Below are 14,886 nucleotides of genomic sequence, written 5' to 3'. Positions count from 1 at the left end.
AGTGTTCCAACCGCAACATACCATAGTCCGTACGGGATTCGAACCCGTGTTACCGCCGTGAAAAGGCGGTGTCTTAACCCCTTGACCAACGGACCTGAGTTGTTATTTTCAACTCTTACTATTATACCGACTTTTTATTTTTTGTCAACTACTTTTTTAAACTTTTTTTATTAATTTTACAACAGCTTCAGTCCGAGCTGTATGTGGGAACATATCGACCGACTGGATATAATGAAGATCATAGACTTCTACTAAGCGTACCAAATCACGAGCCAAGGTCGAAACATTACAAGAAATATAAACCATTTTTTCTGGTACATAAGTAAGAATAGTATCTAATAACTTATCATCCAGACCTGTACGTGGTGGGTCCACAATCAGAGCATCTGCTCGGTAACCTTCCTTGTACCAACGAGGAATAATCTCTTCTGCCGTTCCAGCTTCATAATGAGTATTGTCAAATCCCATTCTTTGAGCATTTCGCTTGGCATCTTCAATGGCTTCTGGAATAATATCCATACCTCTGAGTGTTTTAACTTTCTTTGCGAAGGCAAATCCAATCGTTCCAACTCCACAATAAGCATCAATCAAATGGTCTTCTTTATTTACATCCAAGGCTTTTACCGCCTCGTTATAAAGAACCTCTGTTTGTTCAGGATTTAGTTGATAGAAAGCTCGAGGAGATAGTGAAAATTTATAATCGAGTACACCTTCTTGAATACTCTCTTGTCCCCAGATAATCTCTGTCTTTTCACCATAAATCTCACTGGTTTTAGCTGTATTTGTATTCACAGCTACTGTCACAATTTCTGGGAAATCTTTAACTAAGTCTTTTACTAGTTGGGTTAAATTAAGCTGACGATTTGTAACAATAATAATCTGAACCTGTCCGGTCTTCCTTGCTCGTCGGACCATAATAGTACGGACACCTAGGACTTTCCTCTCATCTGTGATTGGAATCTGGTGATAAGTAAGTAATTCTGCTAGACGATTAGCAATCACTTGAGTTTCCCTATCTTGTACCAGGCAGTCTTTCAACTCTACTAAATAGTGAGAGTTTTGTGCATATAAGCCCGCCTTGACCTGATTCTTAAATTTTCGAGTCTGAAATTGTAACTTAGCACGGTAGTACTTTGGTTCCTGCATACCAATCGTCGGGCGGATTTCATAATTTTCATATCCTGCAGGGGCAAATTTTTTAAGCGCTTGATGAAGCAAGTCCGTCTTGAACTCTAGTTGTTTATCATAATGCAGGTGCATGATTTGGCAGCCTCCGCACTCATTGTAAATAGTACATGCTGGCACAACACGGAATTTAGACTTCTTGTTGACCTTCAGTAATTTTGCCTCTACAAAGTTACGTTTAATAGAAGTAATCTGACAATAGATATCTTCACCTTTGAGAGCACCAGGCACAAAGACTAATGTTTTTTGATAAAAGCCGATTCCCTCACCATTAATTCCCATGCGCTTGATTTTTAATGGTATTTTTTGTTTCACTTTCAGATTCATACCCCTATCTTATCACATTTTGAGTTATTCCGCTACCGCTTGATTTTTATATTTCATTAGTAAGTAAAGGCCTTGATATTCCTGATTTTCTTTAAAATCATATTTCCTTATATTTTCTTTAAATTCTTTAAAAGTTCCTAAAAATGTTCACAAAAAAAGCCCCACAAAGGAGCCACTATACTATATGATGAGTTCAGCAGGCAAGAAACTAGCACGGTCAAACGTGCTTTTTTTATTACCTATCACCATTATACCATATATCACCAACCTATATATTCAGAAATCTAAAAGCCCCTAGATTCATTTCTAAGGGTTTCTAGTTGATTCATGGAGTTTTTATATGATGAAGCCCTAAAACGGGGCGTCCTAGACTCCAGTTATTCAGATGATGACTACTTATATGCTTCTAGTTCTCCGTTCTGGTGGATTCTAGCAAAGTTTAAGACAGCTATCTGTTTGTATCTATGATAATTAGTGGATTTTGTCCCAGCAATTTCTAAACATTCACTTACCGTTTTCTTCCTCATGTAACAATAATGGATAATAAAGTATTTTCTGGCTCGCTTGTTCTCTATCTTATTGATATCATGGACAAATGTTTCTAGACTCTCTCTGATTGCCTTTTCATGCTTACTAGTCAAATTCCACTGATCAGGTAAGACAAGTTCCCAAGTCTCTTCATCTATTGTAACTTGGTTTTCACTTCCTGCCATCCTCTGGAATCTCGGAAAGTAGGTCATCCGCTTTCTGACGTTCATCATCGTTTTAAACTTATCCAGCTCCATTTTTAATGACAACCTTTCTACTCCTGTAACTTATGCCTAGCTTAATCTTCTTCTAGGATTCCCAAACTTGGCAATCCTTTCATCTCGTTTTCTTTTACGTTCTTCAGCAGACTCTATACCTATCTGTTTTCGACGCTCCACATCTTCTTTATTGATATTACTCCATTTTCTGGTATGTACATTCTGCCGTCTACCATCTTGCGGATAATATTCAACGGTACACCTACAATTACTATGACGTCTATAAATATCATGAGGAACTGAAGGATATTTATAACTGCCTTCCAGTTCTTGACACCACTTACAACACTTCCCAGCCGTTCGCCTAGTAATTTTAGGGCTAAGTCCTGCTTTATACTGAAATACCACGTTTTTTTGAATCGTATCATCTACAATACTTTGAGTAAAATTAACGATTGTTTCACCCACCAACCATTTTACAGCCCCAAAATCATCTTCACTAGCTAAACGATTGACTAAGCCATCAATCCTATCTTGATTCAACTCAGGAACTTGAGCAGGAATGCGAAGATTAGCCCTAATGTTTAAATCTTCTTGAACTTTTTCAGTATAATCACTTACAAGGTCATAGTTTCGACCTAAAACATCTTCCAGCAATCGTTTAGCGATATTATAGTACATCTTGCCATCTGGTAGGCTTTCATTACTTAAGTAAGTTCCTAAAACCTTTGAGAGTATTTCACCGATTTCTATAGCATATTGATTGGCGTCCAGATAATTAGCTTTATTCTCTTCTAACTTTTCTAGCAACTCCTCCAGAATCTCACTATCAAGCCTAGCCTTTTCAAATTCTGCCTTGATTTTCTGGAGTAGACTTGGGAATATATCTTCCATTACTTTTTATCTCCTTCCAGTAAACCGCCTTTTTCATTTTGGCGCTCTTTCTGCCGTCTATAGTATCGTTTCTTTTGGGTCAATATCTTGTCTTTTTTCTTTTGGTAACGCTCTGCGTCTTTCTTTTTATTACATAGCTTACAAACTTTTGAGAAGCCCTTCTTATCCGAATGCCTCCTATAAAAGTTTTCGCTAGATAATTCTTTGGTCTCGTGACACTTGGAGCATTTTCTAGTTACAGTAGTTTCATTCAATCCTATTTACTCCTTTTTGTCTTTCTCGCTCGCGAGAAAATATGTACAGTGATGGCGTGTAGTCCGGGAGCTCCGAGGGGGAGGGGGATATCCCCCCATCTTCTCCCTGGTTGCTTCAGGCTCTTTCACAAAAAATATTTTTTCCGATTCACTTTATTAAAAAATTTTTTAAAATATTTTCTAAATACTTTTTTAGCATCTTTAAGATAAGCCTTTCAGCATTTCGCTCATCGCTTTGTTGAGTTTTTGCTGGTGTTCATCAGGCATTGATAGGCGCTGGCTAACTTCTCTATCAACCTCTTTGCGTTTCTCTTCCATCAAGCGTTCAATCTCTTGCTGGTGCTTTCTTTCCTTCTTTTCTTTTAATAGTTCACCAGAACGATCTATGATAGCTTGCCACTTGGCGTCTCTTGCTAAACATTCTTGTCTATGTCGCTCCATCGCGTCAACTGCTTGTCTAGTTTTCTCTTCATAAATCTCAGCAGACTTTTCCGCTAAATACTTCCCGTATTCGTTTAAATCAAACTTACCAGTAGGTAGGGGCATTCTATATACCTCATCTTTCTATTTTTTAGTAGGGGGGATAGCTGAAGGGGGAGGGGGCTTTTTTAACTTTGCCCCTTTTTGAAATTCTCAGCCATTTCTTTCAAACTATACTGATATCCGTATAGGGCGTTTCTTGGTGTATAAGATAAACCTGAAAAGAAATCACTTAAAATCCAGCCGTTCTTAGCTTTTTTATAATCTTCATTATTTTTAGAGATATCCTTTTCAAGTTTTTTAAGAACCTCGTTTACACGTTCCCTTGCCTTAATAGCATTATCTCCAAGTGTTATAATTTCCATTAGTTTGGCAACTGCTGGAGTGAAGAAAGTATCCTGCTCTTCATCGGCTAATCTAAAGATATCTGCAATCAACGCATGATATTCTTCATAGGTAACTAATGGATCTCTAGTTAATTCTTTCAAACGTCCCTCATGAAATTCTTTTGTACGTTCTGCCGTCCATAGGTCACCTTTTGCTTCAACGTATTTTTCTGAGTTGATTTCTTTTTGAGCCTGTACCAGTTTGGCTTGAGCATCTGAAATAGCTTGGTTTGCTTTAACCAGTTCCGCCTCAGTCATCTCAATAGCTTTCTTATTCTGTTCAATCAGTTTGTCAATTTTAGTTTCAATAGTTTGTAATGTTTCCATGTTCTTTTATTCCTCATTTCTTTTGATTGTGCTTATTGGTTTCAACACTCTACCGGGTCTTTATTCCTCATTACTTCCTCTTTTTCAAAACAAAAAGAGACGCAACAAAAAAGCTACTTAGCTTTAATGTTACGCCTCTAGTTGTCTAGTCAGCTATCTTTCTTTAATTGTCGTTTCAATCTGGACAATGTTGCCATCTTGACTAGTAAATACCACGCTTCCGAAGTCTGGTATTTTCTTCATCTCTATTATACCATTTTTGTTAAAGATTATAAAGTTATCCTGTAAAAATGGAGTGTAGTCTTTGTTTGGATTCATCTGTTTTTCCTCTCTTTTTTGGTGCCATATATTTAACATATCTTCTATTCTGTTAAATTTAAGTGACCTCCCTTCTCACCTTGTCTATCAAGGGGGGAGGGCTATTTTTGTGATTTCCTATTTACATTTTCTCATTATGTAAAATACAAGTATGATTTCAGTCTTAAAAGTTACTCATTTAAGTTACTATTTCCATTTTTTTAGCTCTCCTCCTCACAATTCCAAAAAGTGTAGTCATTTTGGGATATCTAGTGACTACGCTCTCCACCTTACAGTCACAAGGCTTTTCGCCATGCGTAGTCATGTAGTCACCTCGCTCCAAAAAAAATAAACAATAAACGCCTTTTATCTTTTATCTTCATATACTCTTTAATAAATAGAAAATAACTACATTTTTATATAAAAGTCAATAATACCAAGGGTTTAGGAGTGTAGTCAGTAAAATAGTAAAAACAACACTTTTTTCTAACCCCTTATGTATCAAGGGTTTTCTTCCTATTTAAAATGTAGTCACTTTTTAAAAATAAACTACACTGACTACATTTTTTTAACGTAAGCTGGTTTAATACTTTTACCAAATCTTGTTGATCGCCTATGTTCCCAGCCGTCTCGGTTTTGCATGTACTTTTTTACCTTAGCCTTATCCTTTGGCGGTACTTTGTCAGTCAAATATACCTCTTGAAAAAATAGGTTAATGGTCATCTTGTCCCTATCTACCAGTTCGCCATAAGTGTCCGTGTCAAGTTCAACTGTTCCACCCCTGTTATTTCTATAGTATCCCTCGTTCATCATATCATAGATATAATAGTATCGCGTTCTGTCAGTCGTCGGAAACTGATACATTCTTTTTGGGTAAGGAGTGCCTAAATAGCGCTCCAAATCCTCAAGGGTTTCATCTACAAACTTGTAACGGCTTCTAACCTCATTTACTAGCTTTTCTTGCTCGTCTGTCAGGTTCAACACTTGGTTAGCTCTCCAAGCCACCACCATAGCGCCCCAAAAGGCTCTACGGTCTTTTTCCGTCCACTTCCTGCCCTTATAGGCGGTGTCCTTGTGGACTTCCGCAACCAGAAAGCGCCTTTCTCCTGTCAGATCGTTCAAATAATCATGGTCATTGGTTGCCCTCACGATGATAAAACTCTTAGGCAATCGCCTGTCACTGGAGGCGTAAGGCGGTCTAAACTCCAGCTTGGTTTCCGTGATGAATTTCTTCAATTCTGAAAAACTAGCCTTTTTACTGGCCACCATCTCATCATCAAATACACACCAGTTTCTTACCATTCTAGCCTTGTCATCTTTATCTGTGAATGTCTCAACGGTTGTAAAATACTTGTGAGTGAATAGCCCCTCAAAAAATTGGGTCTTTCCCACTCCCTGCCGTCCAGTCAAGTCCAGTACAAAGTCAAACTTAACAGTAGGGTCAAACACCTTAGCAACCGCTCCACGGAAAAACAAGTCCATGATAATACGGTTATATTCATCATCCTTGATATTGAGATAATGGCTTAAAATATCAAAGGGATCACGCTGATTCACTAACTCTTTATACTCGCTTTCGCAAGATTCCAGATAGTCTTTCAAAGGGTTATAGCTGTGTTCTCCAGCCACTACTTCCAAGATATCAGCGATATCCCCTTTTTTATAATCCATCTTGTACTTAGTAGCAATATAAGCCCTAATCTCTCTGATAATCAGGTCATCGATTGTTCCGTTCAAGGTTCTACCATTTAACTTAATGGACTTGGTAACGTCAATTTCATATGTAAAAGTGTTGTACTGTATCGCCCCTTTTAGTTTACTATCCCCACTCAAAATCTTCTTGAGATTGTCCAAGGTGATGACAAAGCCTTTTCCTTTTGTTTTAGGAGTTAAATCTAGGCTATTGTGTTCCTCACTTGTCTCCCTTGCTTGAGTCAAGTCTACCACGGTAAGCGGTATTTGTTGCTGGTTCTCTTCAATGATTTTATTCACAATGTCATTGCTATTCAAAAGCCACCTCCTTATAGAATTTTGTCGCTACTTCTAGGAAATAGCTGGCTAGGTCTTTACGTTTGACGATTGCTGAAAATAGGTCTACCAACTGACTAAAACTGTAGCCATTCACAAATAGCAAGCGGACAAAAAGTGAAGTCTCATACCTGGTATAAATGCCATTACAAATCAGGTCAAAAACCCAACCTTTTAACTCCACTCCAAGCCCCTGCCGTTGCTCGGTCAATTTGTTTACCTCTAATTCTTTCAGAATCGTCAGCAAGTCCGAACTGGCCAAAGCTATCTCCAAGTCTCTAATTAATTTCCAACCCTCCACTTGCTCTTTTTCGTCTTTGACAGCCACATATAAACCTTTATAGTGGAAATCCGTCAGCGCCTCGCCTATCGGTTCAAAGTAGATGAATTTAAAGTGTTTCCCATTCTTCCAAGCTTGGGTAGGGGTAGACTTAAGAAAGCCAAACAAAGCCAATTTGTCACTAGACAAGGTTAACTCTATCACTCTCATTCTCCCACCCCCATAAACTTACGGATCTCGTCCACTTTATAATAAACTTTTCTGCTATCATCTCCTGGAGGCTGATAACGCTTCAAGCCCATTCTTTCCCATTTTTGTAAGGTCAGGTATTTTATATCTAACTCTTCCTGTACTCGTTTTGCGGAAATCAACCCAATGATTCGGGGAGGTATTTTCTCATGACTTTTTAGGTAACGTTCTAAGGCTTCTAATATTTTTATTTGAATTTCTTCAATCATCCTTTCAAACATATCGTCACCTCCACGGCTTAATACCTGCAAGTTGGATATATCGCCCATAGTCAGGGCTTAAACTCTCACTAGGTCTTTCTCCCAGTTTCCTGTTTTCTCGCTCAATTTGGACGCTCTTTTTGCGGTCTCGTTGGTTTAGGTAAATGAGAAAGCCAATCAAAAGCACGGTAAAAATAAGTGCCTGTGTATTGCTTATATCTAGTTCATTCATTTTAAAAGCCCCCTTTTTTGTAAATCAGACGCTACTAAACTTCGTAAATACGTCCAAGTTGAAGCAGTCTCATGAGTAATATCATTACTTAACTGGTTTTCGCTTATTACTTGATTTAAGTAATTGAATAGTAACCAGTCAGGTTTCTTATTGTACATTTCTGTACACTCATCGTCATATTTTTTTAATTCTCCCAGTAAGTTCTCAACATTCTTATTATAAAATTCTTCATGACTCGCTTCCTGCATCTTGTACGCTTCAGATAATTTATAAAAACTTAGCCATAGATTAGTAATTACTGAATTACAATTTTCAACAATTTCCATTGCGCCAATATGATTCTTAGAATTATGCCAATCTGATAAAATATCTAGCTTTTCCTCTACAAGTACCAACTCTTTTTCAAATTCTTTAAAATAATCATTCATATCTTTACCTTTTTCTTTTGGTTTTCCTGTTTCCTATACACGATTAGCACCACTCCAAACGCTGGGCGATTGCCCCTAGTTGCCGGACGCTTGTAGTGATGTTTCGTGGGTAATCACCCACATTTTTGCTAAACAAGTGCTTAGAGTCGCCGTGTCAGCACTCGTTTTTCAAAACCTTTTCTAATTGCTTGCCTGCACTTCGGTTTTCTTAGTTTTTCTTCGTTTCGTTTTCGATTTGATCACCTAATCTTTTCCAGGCTCTATCAAATTCATCACGTTGGATTTCTCTGCTATGTAATTGCCTTGCTAATTCCATACCTCTACGCATGAATCTAGCAAAGTGTGTTTTTGCTTCCATCCTAGCCCTCCATCATGTCATAAAGTAGGGCGTAGTGCTTATCTGGGATTCTGTCCAAGGTTTTCAAGCCGTCATGTTCTGCTTTTTGTCTGGTTTCCGCCTTGACCGTGCTATCAAAGGCGATAGAAAAGGCATTTAGCATTGCCTTATAGCGGTCTACGCTCTTCAAATAGCGCCCACGGTCTGACAATTCCTTGTCTTCCAGTTCCTCTTTTACCGAATCGTCCAAGAGTGCGAACTTGGAGTACACCCCTTTTTCTACTTCAAATCCTAGACGCTTGTTTTGTCTCAGGTTGTAAAGATTGACCCTACAACTCTCCAAGTTGCGATAGCCTAATACTCCAGCGATTTCTTCTAAATTTTTGCCCTCTAATTCGGACAATTTTTCAGCAATATCCTTGAATTTTACTGCTTGATGTTGTTTTCCCATTGTATACCTCATTTTTTGGGTACGCAAAAAGCGTACTCTATTTCTGTGTTTGACAAATAAGAGTACGCATGATAAGATATTTACGTACCTCATTTGTGGTGCATCGCCGTCTATCGTGTTCTGTCGCCAAACAAGTGACACGGTAGGCGGTTTCGTTATGGTTCAGACTTTACAAGCTCAATCCCTCGCATGACTATATCTGTTTTAGTCATGCTTTTCTTTTTGGCAAGTTCTTCTAAATTATTAAAATCCTGTTCAGTCATTTTAATTTTTAGTTGCTTGTTTTTTGGGTTATCACTTTTAGGTCGTCCTAATGTTTTCCCCATTTTTGACCTCTCTTTCTTTCGGGGTACACTTTTATTATATAATGGTGTACCCTTTAAGTCAACCCCTAAACCGAAAAAAATTTAAAATCTTCCCAGCGTACCTTATTTTATTTTCAATGTACTAGCGGAAACCGCTGTATTATGCTATAATCTAGGTATAGAAAAAATTTCTATATCCTGAATCTTGTCGCTTGCTTCGGTCGCCAAACTCTCCGCAAGTGACTTTTTTGTTGACTTTTTTCATGCTTTCTTTCCTGTCTGGGGGCTATAAAGCAAGTCTTTACTTTCAATAAGATCCAGAATCCAGCTGAATCCCTGCTCCATCGTTTCAAGAAATGCACCCAGGTCTTCACTGTCCAAATCATCGTAGTTCATACAAAGATACTCGGCTAGTTCTCTGTCTTTCTCAACTAGCTTTTTAAAATCCTTGAAATACTTGGGAATTTCTAACCCCTTGGCATTTGTAACTGTCTTAAAATCATTTTCCATTTTCTATACTCCTATGCTTTAAAAATTAGTTCTTTAATTTCTGAATATCTCATATTCAAGTTGATCATCGCTATTGCCATATCTTCCAAACGCTGATAGTTTGTCAGTTCCGCGCTTGTTAAACTGTCAATACCGTTTTCACTTTCTCGCTCTTGCATGAGTTGGGCTTTGTTTTTCCCAGTCGCTCCCTTTAGCAGTAGGTTTGTAAGAGTGCTATAGGCATGCTGAGGTGCTTTCTCCCATGATTTGATAGCTTCGGTTAAGGTCTTGCGCTTTGGCTTTTCCAGTTCCCGTTGAAGATAGCGTTTAGAAAGTTCATCACGCATTTCAAAGAATGCTTTGACTAGGTTCATTTTGAATTGACGTACTGGTTCAGTATTCTTTAGATAAGTGATCAGCAAGGTTGCCTGTTGCTCGTTCAAACGATAGATTTTCATCGGTCGCCCTCGTCCGTCTAATTTACGCATTTCAAATGCGATAATTCCATAGTTTTCAAAATCAGCTTTATGCTTTCTCAAAAGTTCTTGTATTGTGTGATGAGTAACTTCAGCACATTCAGCGATAATCTCGCTCGTGGTGTATGGCTCTTTCTTGCCGTCCATATAAACCAGTTCCATTGGTTCGCTCCTTTCTTCTTTTGTCAGTGCTTGCCACCTAAAACAGTACCAAGGTAAAGCATGAGATATACTTCAGGAGAATAGTTCCTTAATACTGCCATAGGTAGCAAGCAAAGTAGGCTAGTAAATAGTTAGCTAGATCCGTTCATCAATCCCCAGTGGTAAAGCACCACATGAGAAATCTGTAAATGTAGAGTAGTATTACGATTAGTTCGCTCCTTTCTAATAATCTTCAGCAAGCCACTGCATGGCTTTTTGGTAAATGCTCGGTTTCACTTCGCCACCGTCTCGGATTTTTCGATAGGTAACTTGTGTAACTCCAATTTCCTCGCCTGCTTGCTTTGCAGTCAATTTCTTATCTGCCTGCTTTCGGCGAATCGCTTTTGCTTGTGTTGAGGTAATAAGCAATGAAGTTCCTCCTTTCTTTTTTCGCCACATTGTGGCGTTTTCGTATTCATGATACACCACTTAATGATACTTTGTCAAGTGTTTTTTATTATTTTTTTAAAAAAATTGCCAAATTGTGGCGCATAATGTTATAATTGCTACGAGGTAATAATAAAATGAATAGACTAAAGGAATTAAGAAAAGACAAAAAACTAACTCAAGTAGAATTTTCTGAAAAAATCAAAATACCATATAGAACCATACAACGTTGGGAAAACGGGAAAAGCCAAATCAAACCAGAAAAAGCTCAATTGATAGCTGATTACTTTAATGTAAATGTTGCTTATCTACTAGGATATAGTGATGATCCGGAAACTCCATTCAAAGAATATACTCCTACTCCTCGTGAGTTTGCTTCTTGGAGAGAGTTCGATTATATGCAACTTTCCAAAACGGACTTAGACTTTGATGTGTATCAAACATTAAGAAAAGAAGTAGAGCCCCTTTTGCTAGAATTAATTCTTAATTATTCTTTTTCTGAAGAAGAAGAGAGAGATTTATTAAGAGAGATTGCAAAAAAATTTGCTAAAAACGATGCTGTTTCTTTTTTAAAACTTGATAATAAAAAATAAAATATTTAAAACAAAGGAGAAATCACATGGGATTTTTTGATAACATTAAAGACGCTAGCACTCACTCAACTGCTTCAAATGCTACTGATTTACACTATGTAGTCCTTCAAGTAACCTTAAAAGAGAAATTTTTTGGTACTGGATCAGGAAACTTGACAGAATTAGAAAACGTCATTAACACCCAAGTAGCAAAAGGCTACCGCCTGCATACAATCACAACCGCCAATGGTGGAAGCAAAGGACTAGGTGGTGGCGACCGCATTCAAGCCACAATGGTTTTTGAGAAAATTCTATAAAACTCCCCCATATTCGCCAATAGCAACCATCTTTTCATGGTCTATTGTGCAAAAACAGGGGAAATTGAAGAATAGAAAGCCGATTTTACAGACTAAAGTGCAAAAAACGGCAAAATTGACAAATAGAAAGGAGAATCATGGACTACGAAACAACACGGAAGGGACAGTTTTAGGACGAAAAAAAGCCAGCACACGGCTGACTTTGAGAAAGGAACAAGAAAAAGTCCACAAAATCCATCTGGATTCCTAAAAACACTACTATTATACCATTAGGGAGTTAAAAAAGCGACTATGGGGCTGGATTTCCCACTATTGCAACTAAAACTATACAATCAAGCAACTTTCTGCACTCTACTGCAATCAAACAAAATAAAACTCTTGAAATACTAGGGCTCCCATGCTAGAACGCTTTTATCGTGATGATAATTGTCTGACAATGCAACAAAAGCCCTAACGTTACCAGCGTTGAGGTTTTTGTTTTATCTCCCTTTAGCTGACCTCTTCAAAGAATCACAAAAAAGCGAACTTGTTCGCTAATTTGTTGACATATGGCTCCAAATGGATTATAATTTATTTAATCTTAATGAATGGTTGCAGTAGCGACCTACCGAAAGGAGCTTCTAACGAGGCTCCTTTTGTGCATTATTTTGAGGTACAATCAATGAAACCTTTTACAGATATTAATGAACAAATTGAACTACTAAAATCAAGAAATCTAACATTTCTAAATGAAAGCTTAGCAAGACAAGCTCTAACTAATTATGGATACTATGAAATAGTCAACGGGTATAAGTATTTCACTATTGAATTAGACTCGGAAAAGGAAATCTATAAAGATGGTGAAACGTTTGAACATATGCTCGCCCTCTATGAACTTGATAAAGATATCCGAAAAGGAATTTTAGAGGCGACTATGGAGATTGAATTATCACTACGGACAGCAATCGGTTACGTTGTCGCAAAAGATATCGGAGTTGAAAAAGAGAATTACCTGGATAGAAAAAATTATAATCAAGGGAAGAAGAATAAAAGAGGTTATGAGATTGATCAGCTCATTCTTAAATTAAATAAAATTTACGATGATAACTCTGAACCTTATAAACACTACAGAGAAACTCACGGACACATTCCGCCATGGATTCTTTTAAAAGGTACTACTCTAGGAAACCTGGTAACAATGTGTAAGCTACTAAAACCTGCTCAAAAAGAGCAAGTCATTGCAACCTGCCTAACAATTCCTAAAGAATTTATAACCGAGGAAGTAAAAGCAACCTTTTCAGAAATTCTATACCTAGTTTTGGCATTTAGAAACCGTGCCGCCCATAGTGGGAGACTGTTTAATTATCATTCTGAGAAATATTCAATCAGCTATAGGGAATTTTTCCACAAACGAATGGATATATCTGAAGCTGGCTATAGAAAAGGTGCTGGAAAAAACGATTTATACACCCTTTTCAACTCTCTTACATGGTTTAAGAATGAGGATGCAACATTTCATGCCGAATTTGCTTTATTCTATTCTCTCAAGGAACATCTTAAAAAGTTCCCTGATGACGATGTTATGTTTACGATAGAATCAGGTATGCCATTAGAGTATATAAATGACAAAATAGCTGAATATTCTGAATAGAACCATCTACCAAGTACATATACGCCCCATATCCGCCTTGTTTCCTATTCTGGTACAATTACCGTCTGACTGCTTAAAATCGAAAATAAGGGCATTCTCGTAGCCCCTCGCATGGTATAAACTCAAAACCTTTTCTAATTGCTTGCCTGCTGATGGAAAAGGAGTAAAGCCATGAAGATTACAGAGTACAAAAAGAAAGATGGAACAGTAGTTTACCGTTCCAGCGTTTATCTTGGCATCGATACCGTAACGGGTAGGAAAGTCAAGACAACTATTTCAGACAGAACTAAGAATAGGCTCAAAAGCAAGGCTATCCAAGCCAAGGTAGAGTTTGAAAAAAACGGCTCAACGGTTATAAAAGCCGTTAACGTTAGCACCTATCAGGAATTGACGGAACTCTGGCTAGAAAATTATTGCCATACAGTCAAACATAGCACCCTTATAGGCGCAAAAAACAACATAAAAAAGTATCTCCTACCAGCCTTTGGAGACTACAAACTGGATAAACTGACACCCCCTATTATTCAGCACCAGGTAAACCAGTGGGCGATAGATTATAACCAACTAGGAAAAGGTTATCAGCAATATAACCAACTCCATGCCTTAAATAAACGTATATTATCCTATGCCGTTTCCTTGCAAGTCATTTCTTCAAATCCAGCTAGGGATATCATCGTCCCACGTCGCACACCAAAAGAAGGGCAAAAACTGAAATATCTGGATGACGACAATTTGAAAAAATTCTTGGATTATCTGGATCAGTTGCCAAACACTTACAAAAATTTCTCTGATACAGTGTTATATAAGACACTTCTAGCAACTGGTTTGCGTATTCGTGAGTGTTTAGCCTTGGAATGGTCTGATATTGACCTACAAAACGGTAGCATTTCAGTTACCAAGACTTTAAACACCCTCAAGGAAATCACTAGCCCTAAAAGTAAAAGTAGCATTAGAGAAATAGCACTGGATACCAAAACGGTACTCATGCTTCGGCTCTATAAAGTAAGACAATCCCAAATAGGTGGGGAAATAGGGATGACTTTTGAAAAAGTGTTCTCTGATACCTTTGACAACTACAGAGAAGCTGGGGCGCTTAGATTTAGACTAGAAAAGCATTTAAAACTGGCTGGATGTCCTCGTTTGAGTTTCCACGCCTTCCGACACACCCACGCTAGTCTATTGCTTAATGCTGGTCTGCCTTACAAAGAAATCCAAACACGGCTAGGCCATTCTAAAATTTCAATGACTATGGATATCTATAGTCATCTGTCCAAAGACAATAAGAAAAAGGCGACTTCCTTTTATGAAAAAGCCATTGCGAATTTACAAAGTTCCTAAAAAGTTCTTAAAATTCATTATTAAGAGACAAAAAACGGCTATATCAAGGGGTTTCAGCTTTTTCTCACAT

General features: G+C 37.7%; 22 protein-coding genes and 1 tRNA gene. 4 read left to right on the top strand and 19 right to left on the bottom strand.

Annotation, left to right across the window (positions count from 1 at the left end; all coding sequences use genetic code 11):
- Positions 1–23: 23 nt before the first annotated feature.
- The 19 genes from B7695_RS02850 to B7695_RS02770 form a co-directional block, all read right to left on the bottom strand.
- Positions 24–95: transfer RNA gene (locus tag B7695_RS02850), tRNA-Glu, on the bottom strand.
- A gap of 61 nt (positions 96–156) precedes the next feature.
- Complete coding sequence (gene rlmD / locus B7695_RS02845) at positions 157–1,512, bottom strand: 23S rRNA (uracil(1939)-C(5))-methyltransferase RlmD (protein WP_084889604.1); 1,356 nt, start codon at positions 1,510–1,512, stop codon at positions 157–159.
- Between the two features lie 392 nt (positions 1,513–1,904).
- A complete protein-coding gene (locus tag B7695_RS02840; protein WP_084889603.1) occupies positions 1,905–2,297 on the bottom strand; it encodes an ArpU family phage packaging/lysis transcriptional regulator in 393 nt (130 codons plus the stop codon).
- Positions 2,298–2,333: 36 nt separating this feature from the next.
- A complete protein-coding gene (locus B7695_RS02835; RefSeq protein WP_084889602.1) occupies positions 2,334–3,152 on the bottom strand; it encodes a hypothetical protein in 819 nt (272 codons plus the stop codon).
- The gene (locus B7695_RS02830; protein ID WP_084889601.1) at positions 3,152–3,406 is read right to left on the bottom strand and encodes a hypothetical protein; all 255 of its coding nucleotides are present in this window, start codon (positions 3,404–3,406) and stop codon (positions 3,152–3,154) included. The genes B7695_RS02835 and B7695_RS02830 overlap by 1 nt, the downstream gene beginning before the upstream one ends.
- 201 nt (positions 3,407–3,607) lie before the next feature.
- Positions 3,608–3,952 carry a hypothetical protein gene (locus B7695_RS02825; RefSeq protein ID WP_084889600.1) on the bottom strand — a complete coding sequence of 115 codons (345 nt, stop codon included), beginning with the start codon at positions 3,950–3,952 and terminating at the stop codon, positions 3,608–3,610.
- 62 nt (positions 3,953–4,014) lie between these two features.
- Positions 4,015–4,599 (bottom strand): hypothetical protein, encoded by a 585-nt coding sequence (locus B7695_RS02820; protein ID WP_084889599.1) that lies wholly within the window; start codon positions 4,597–4,599, stop codon positions 4,015–4,017.
- A gap of 153 nt (positions 4,600–4,752) precedes the next feature.
- Positions 4,753–4,956 carry a DUF2292 domain-containing protein gene (locus tag B7695_RS02815; protein WP_000932381.1) on the bottom strand — a complete coding sequence of 68 codons (204 nt, stop codon included), beginning with the start codon at positions 4,954–4,956 and terminating at the stop codon, positions 4,753–4,755.
- Between the two features lie 498 nt (positions 4,957–5,454).
- Positions 5,455–6,906 (bottom strand): virulence-associated E family protein, encoded by a 1,452-nt coding sequence (locus tag B7695_RS02810; protein ID WP_084889598.1) that lies wholly within the window; start codon positions 6,904–6,906, stop codon positions 5,455–5,457.
- Entirely contained in the window at positions 6,899–7,414 is a 516-nt protein-coding gene (locus B7695_RS02805) for a hypothetical protein (protein WP_084889597.1), read from the bottom strand. The genes B7695_RS02810 and B7695_RS02805 overlap by 8 nt, the downstream gene beginning before the upstream one ends.
- Complete coding sequence (locus B7695_RS02800; protein WP_061439918.1) at positions 7,411–7,674, bottom strand: hypothetical protein; 264 nt, start codon at positions 7,672–7,674, stop codon at positions 7,411–7,413. Before B7695_RS02800 ends, B7695_RS02805 begins: the two co-directional genes overlap by 4 nt.
- 4 nt (positions 7,675–7,678) lie before the next feature.
- The gene (locus B7695_RS02795; protein ID WP_084889596.1) at positions 7,679–7,885 is read right to left on the bottom strand and encodes a hypothetical protein; all 207 of its coding nucleotides are present in this window, start codon (positions 7,883–7,885) and stop codon (positions 7,679–7,681) included.
- On the bottom strand, positions 7,882–8,313 hold the full coding sequence (locus B7695_RS02790; protein ID WP_084889595.1) for a hypothetical protein: 432 nt from the start codon (positions 8,311–8,313) through the stop codon (positions 7,882–7,884). The genes B7695_RS02795 and B7695_RS02790 overlap by 4 nt, the downstream gene beginning before the upstream one ends.
- Positions 8,314–8,521: 208 nt before the next feature.
- Positions 8,522–8,671 (bottom strand): hypothetical protein, encoded by a 150-nt coding sequence (locus B7695_RS11175; RefSeq protein WP_192855717.1) that lies wholly within the window; start codon positions 8,669–8,671, stop codon positions 8,522–8,524.
- A 1-nt stretch (position 8,672) separates the two neighbouring features.
- Positions 8,673–9,101 (bottom strand): hypothetical protein, encoded by a 429-nt coding sequence (locus B7695_RS02785; protein WP_084889594.1) that lies wholly within the window; start codon positions 9,099–9,101, stop codon positions 8,673–8,675.
- 155 nt (positions 9,102–9,256) lie between these two features.
- Complete coding sequence (locus tag B7695_RS11170; RefSeq protein WP_192855716.1) at positions 9,257–9,427, bottom strand: hypothetical protein; 171 nt, start codon at positions 9,425–9,427, stop codon at positions 9,257–9,259.
- 240 nt (positions 9,428–9,667) lie between these two features.
- Entirely contained in the window at positions 9,668–9,916 is a 249-nt protein-coding gene (locus B7695_RS02780) for a hypothetical protein (RefSeq protein WP_084889593.1), read from the bottom strand.
- Positions 9,917–9,927: 11 nt separating this feature from the next.
- Entirely contained in the window at positions 9,928–10,533 is a 606-nt protein-coding gene (locus B7695_RS02775) for a Rha family transcriptional regulator (RefSeq protein ID WP_084889592.1), read from the bottom strand.
- Positions 10,534–10,755: 222 nt separating this feature from the next.
- A complete protein-coding gene (locus B7695_RS02770) occupies positions 10,756–10,941 on the bottom strand; it encodes a hypothetical protein (protein ID WP_000909283.1) in 186 nt (61 codons plus the stop codon).
- A gap of 155 nt (positions 10,942–11,096) precedes the next feature.
- Between B7695_RS02770 and B7695_RS02765 the strand changes: the two genes are divergently transcribed.
- From B7695_RS02765 to B7695_RS02740, 4 genes are all read left to right on the top strand, one after another.
- A complete protein-coding gene (locus tag B7695_RS02765) occupies positions 11,097–11,552 on the top strand; it encodes a helix-turn-helix domain-containing protein (RefSeq protein ID WP_084889591.1) in 456 nt (151 codons plus the stop codon).
- Between the two features lie 26 nt (positions 11,553–11,578).
- Entirely contained in the window at positions 11,579–11,848 is a 270-nt protein-coding gene (locus B7695_RS02760; RefSeq protein WP_033676327.1) for a hypothetical protein, read from the top strand.
- Positions 11,849–12,509: 661 nt separating this feature from the next.
- The gene (locus tag B7695_RS02750) at positions 12,510–13,478 is read left to right on the top strand and encodes an Abi family protein (protein WP_084889589.1); all 969 of its coding nucleotides are present in this window, start codon (positions 12,510–12,512) and stop codon (positions 13,476–13,478) included.
- Positions 13,479–13,649: 171 nt separating this feature from the next.
- The gene (locus tag B7695_RS02740; protein WP_084889588.1) at positions 13,650–14,816 is read left to right on the top strand and encodes a tyrosine-type recombinase/integrase; all 1,167 of its coding nucleotides are present in this window, start codon (positions 13,650–13,652) and stop codon (positions 14,814–14,816) included.
- Positions 14,817–14,886 lie beyond the last annotated feature (70 nt).

The organism is Streptococcus mitis (genome assembly GCF_002096845.1).
Lineage (GTDB): Bacteria > Bacillota > Bacilli > Lactobacillales > Streptococcaceae > Streptococcus > Streptococcus mitis_A.
The sequence above is the reverse complement of the archived record's forward strand: the minus strand, read 5'-3'. Positions and strand labels throughout refer to the sequence as shown.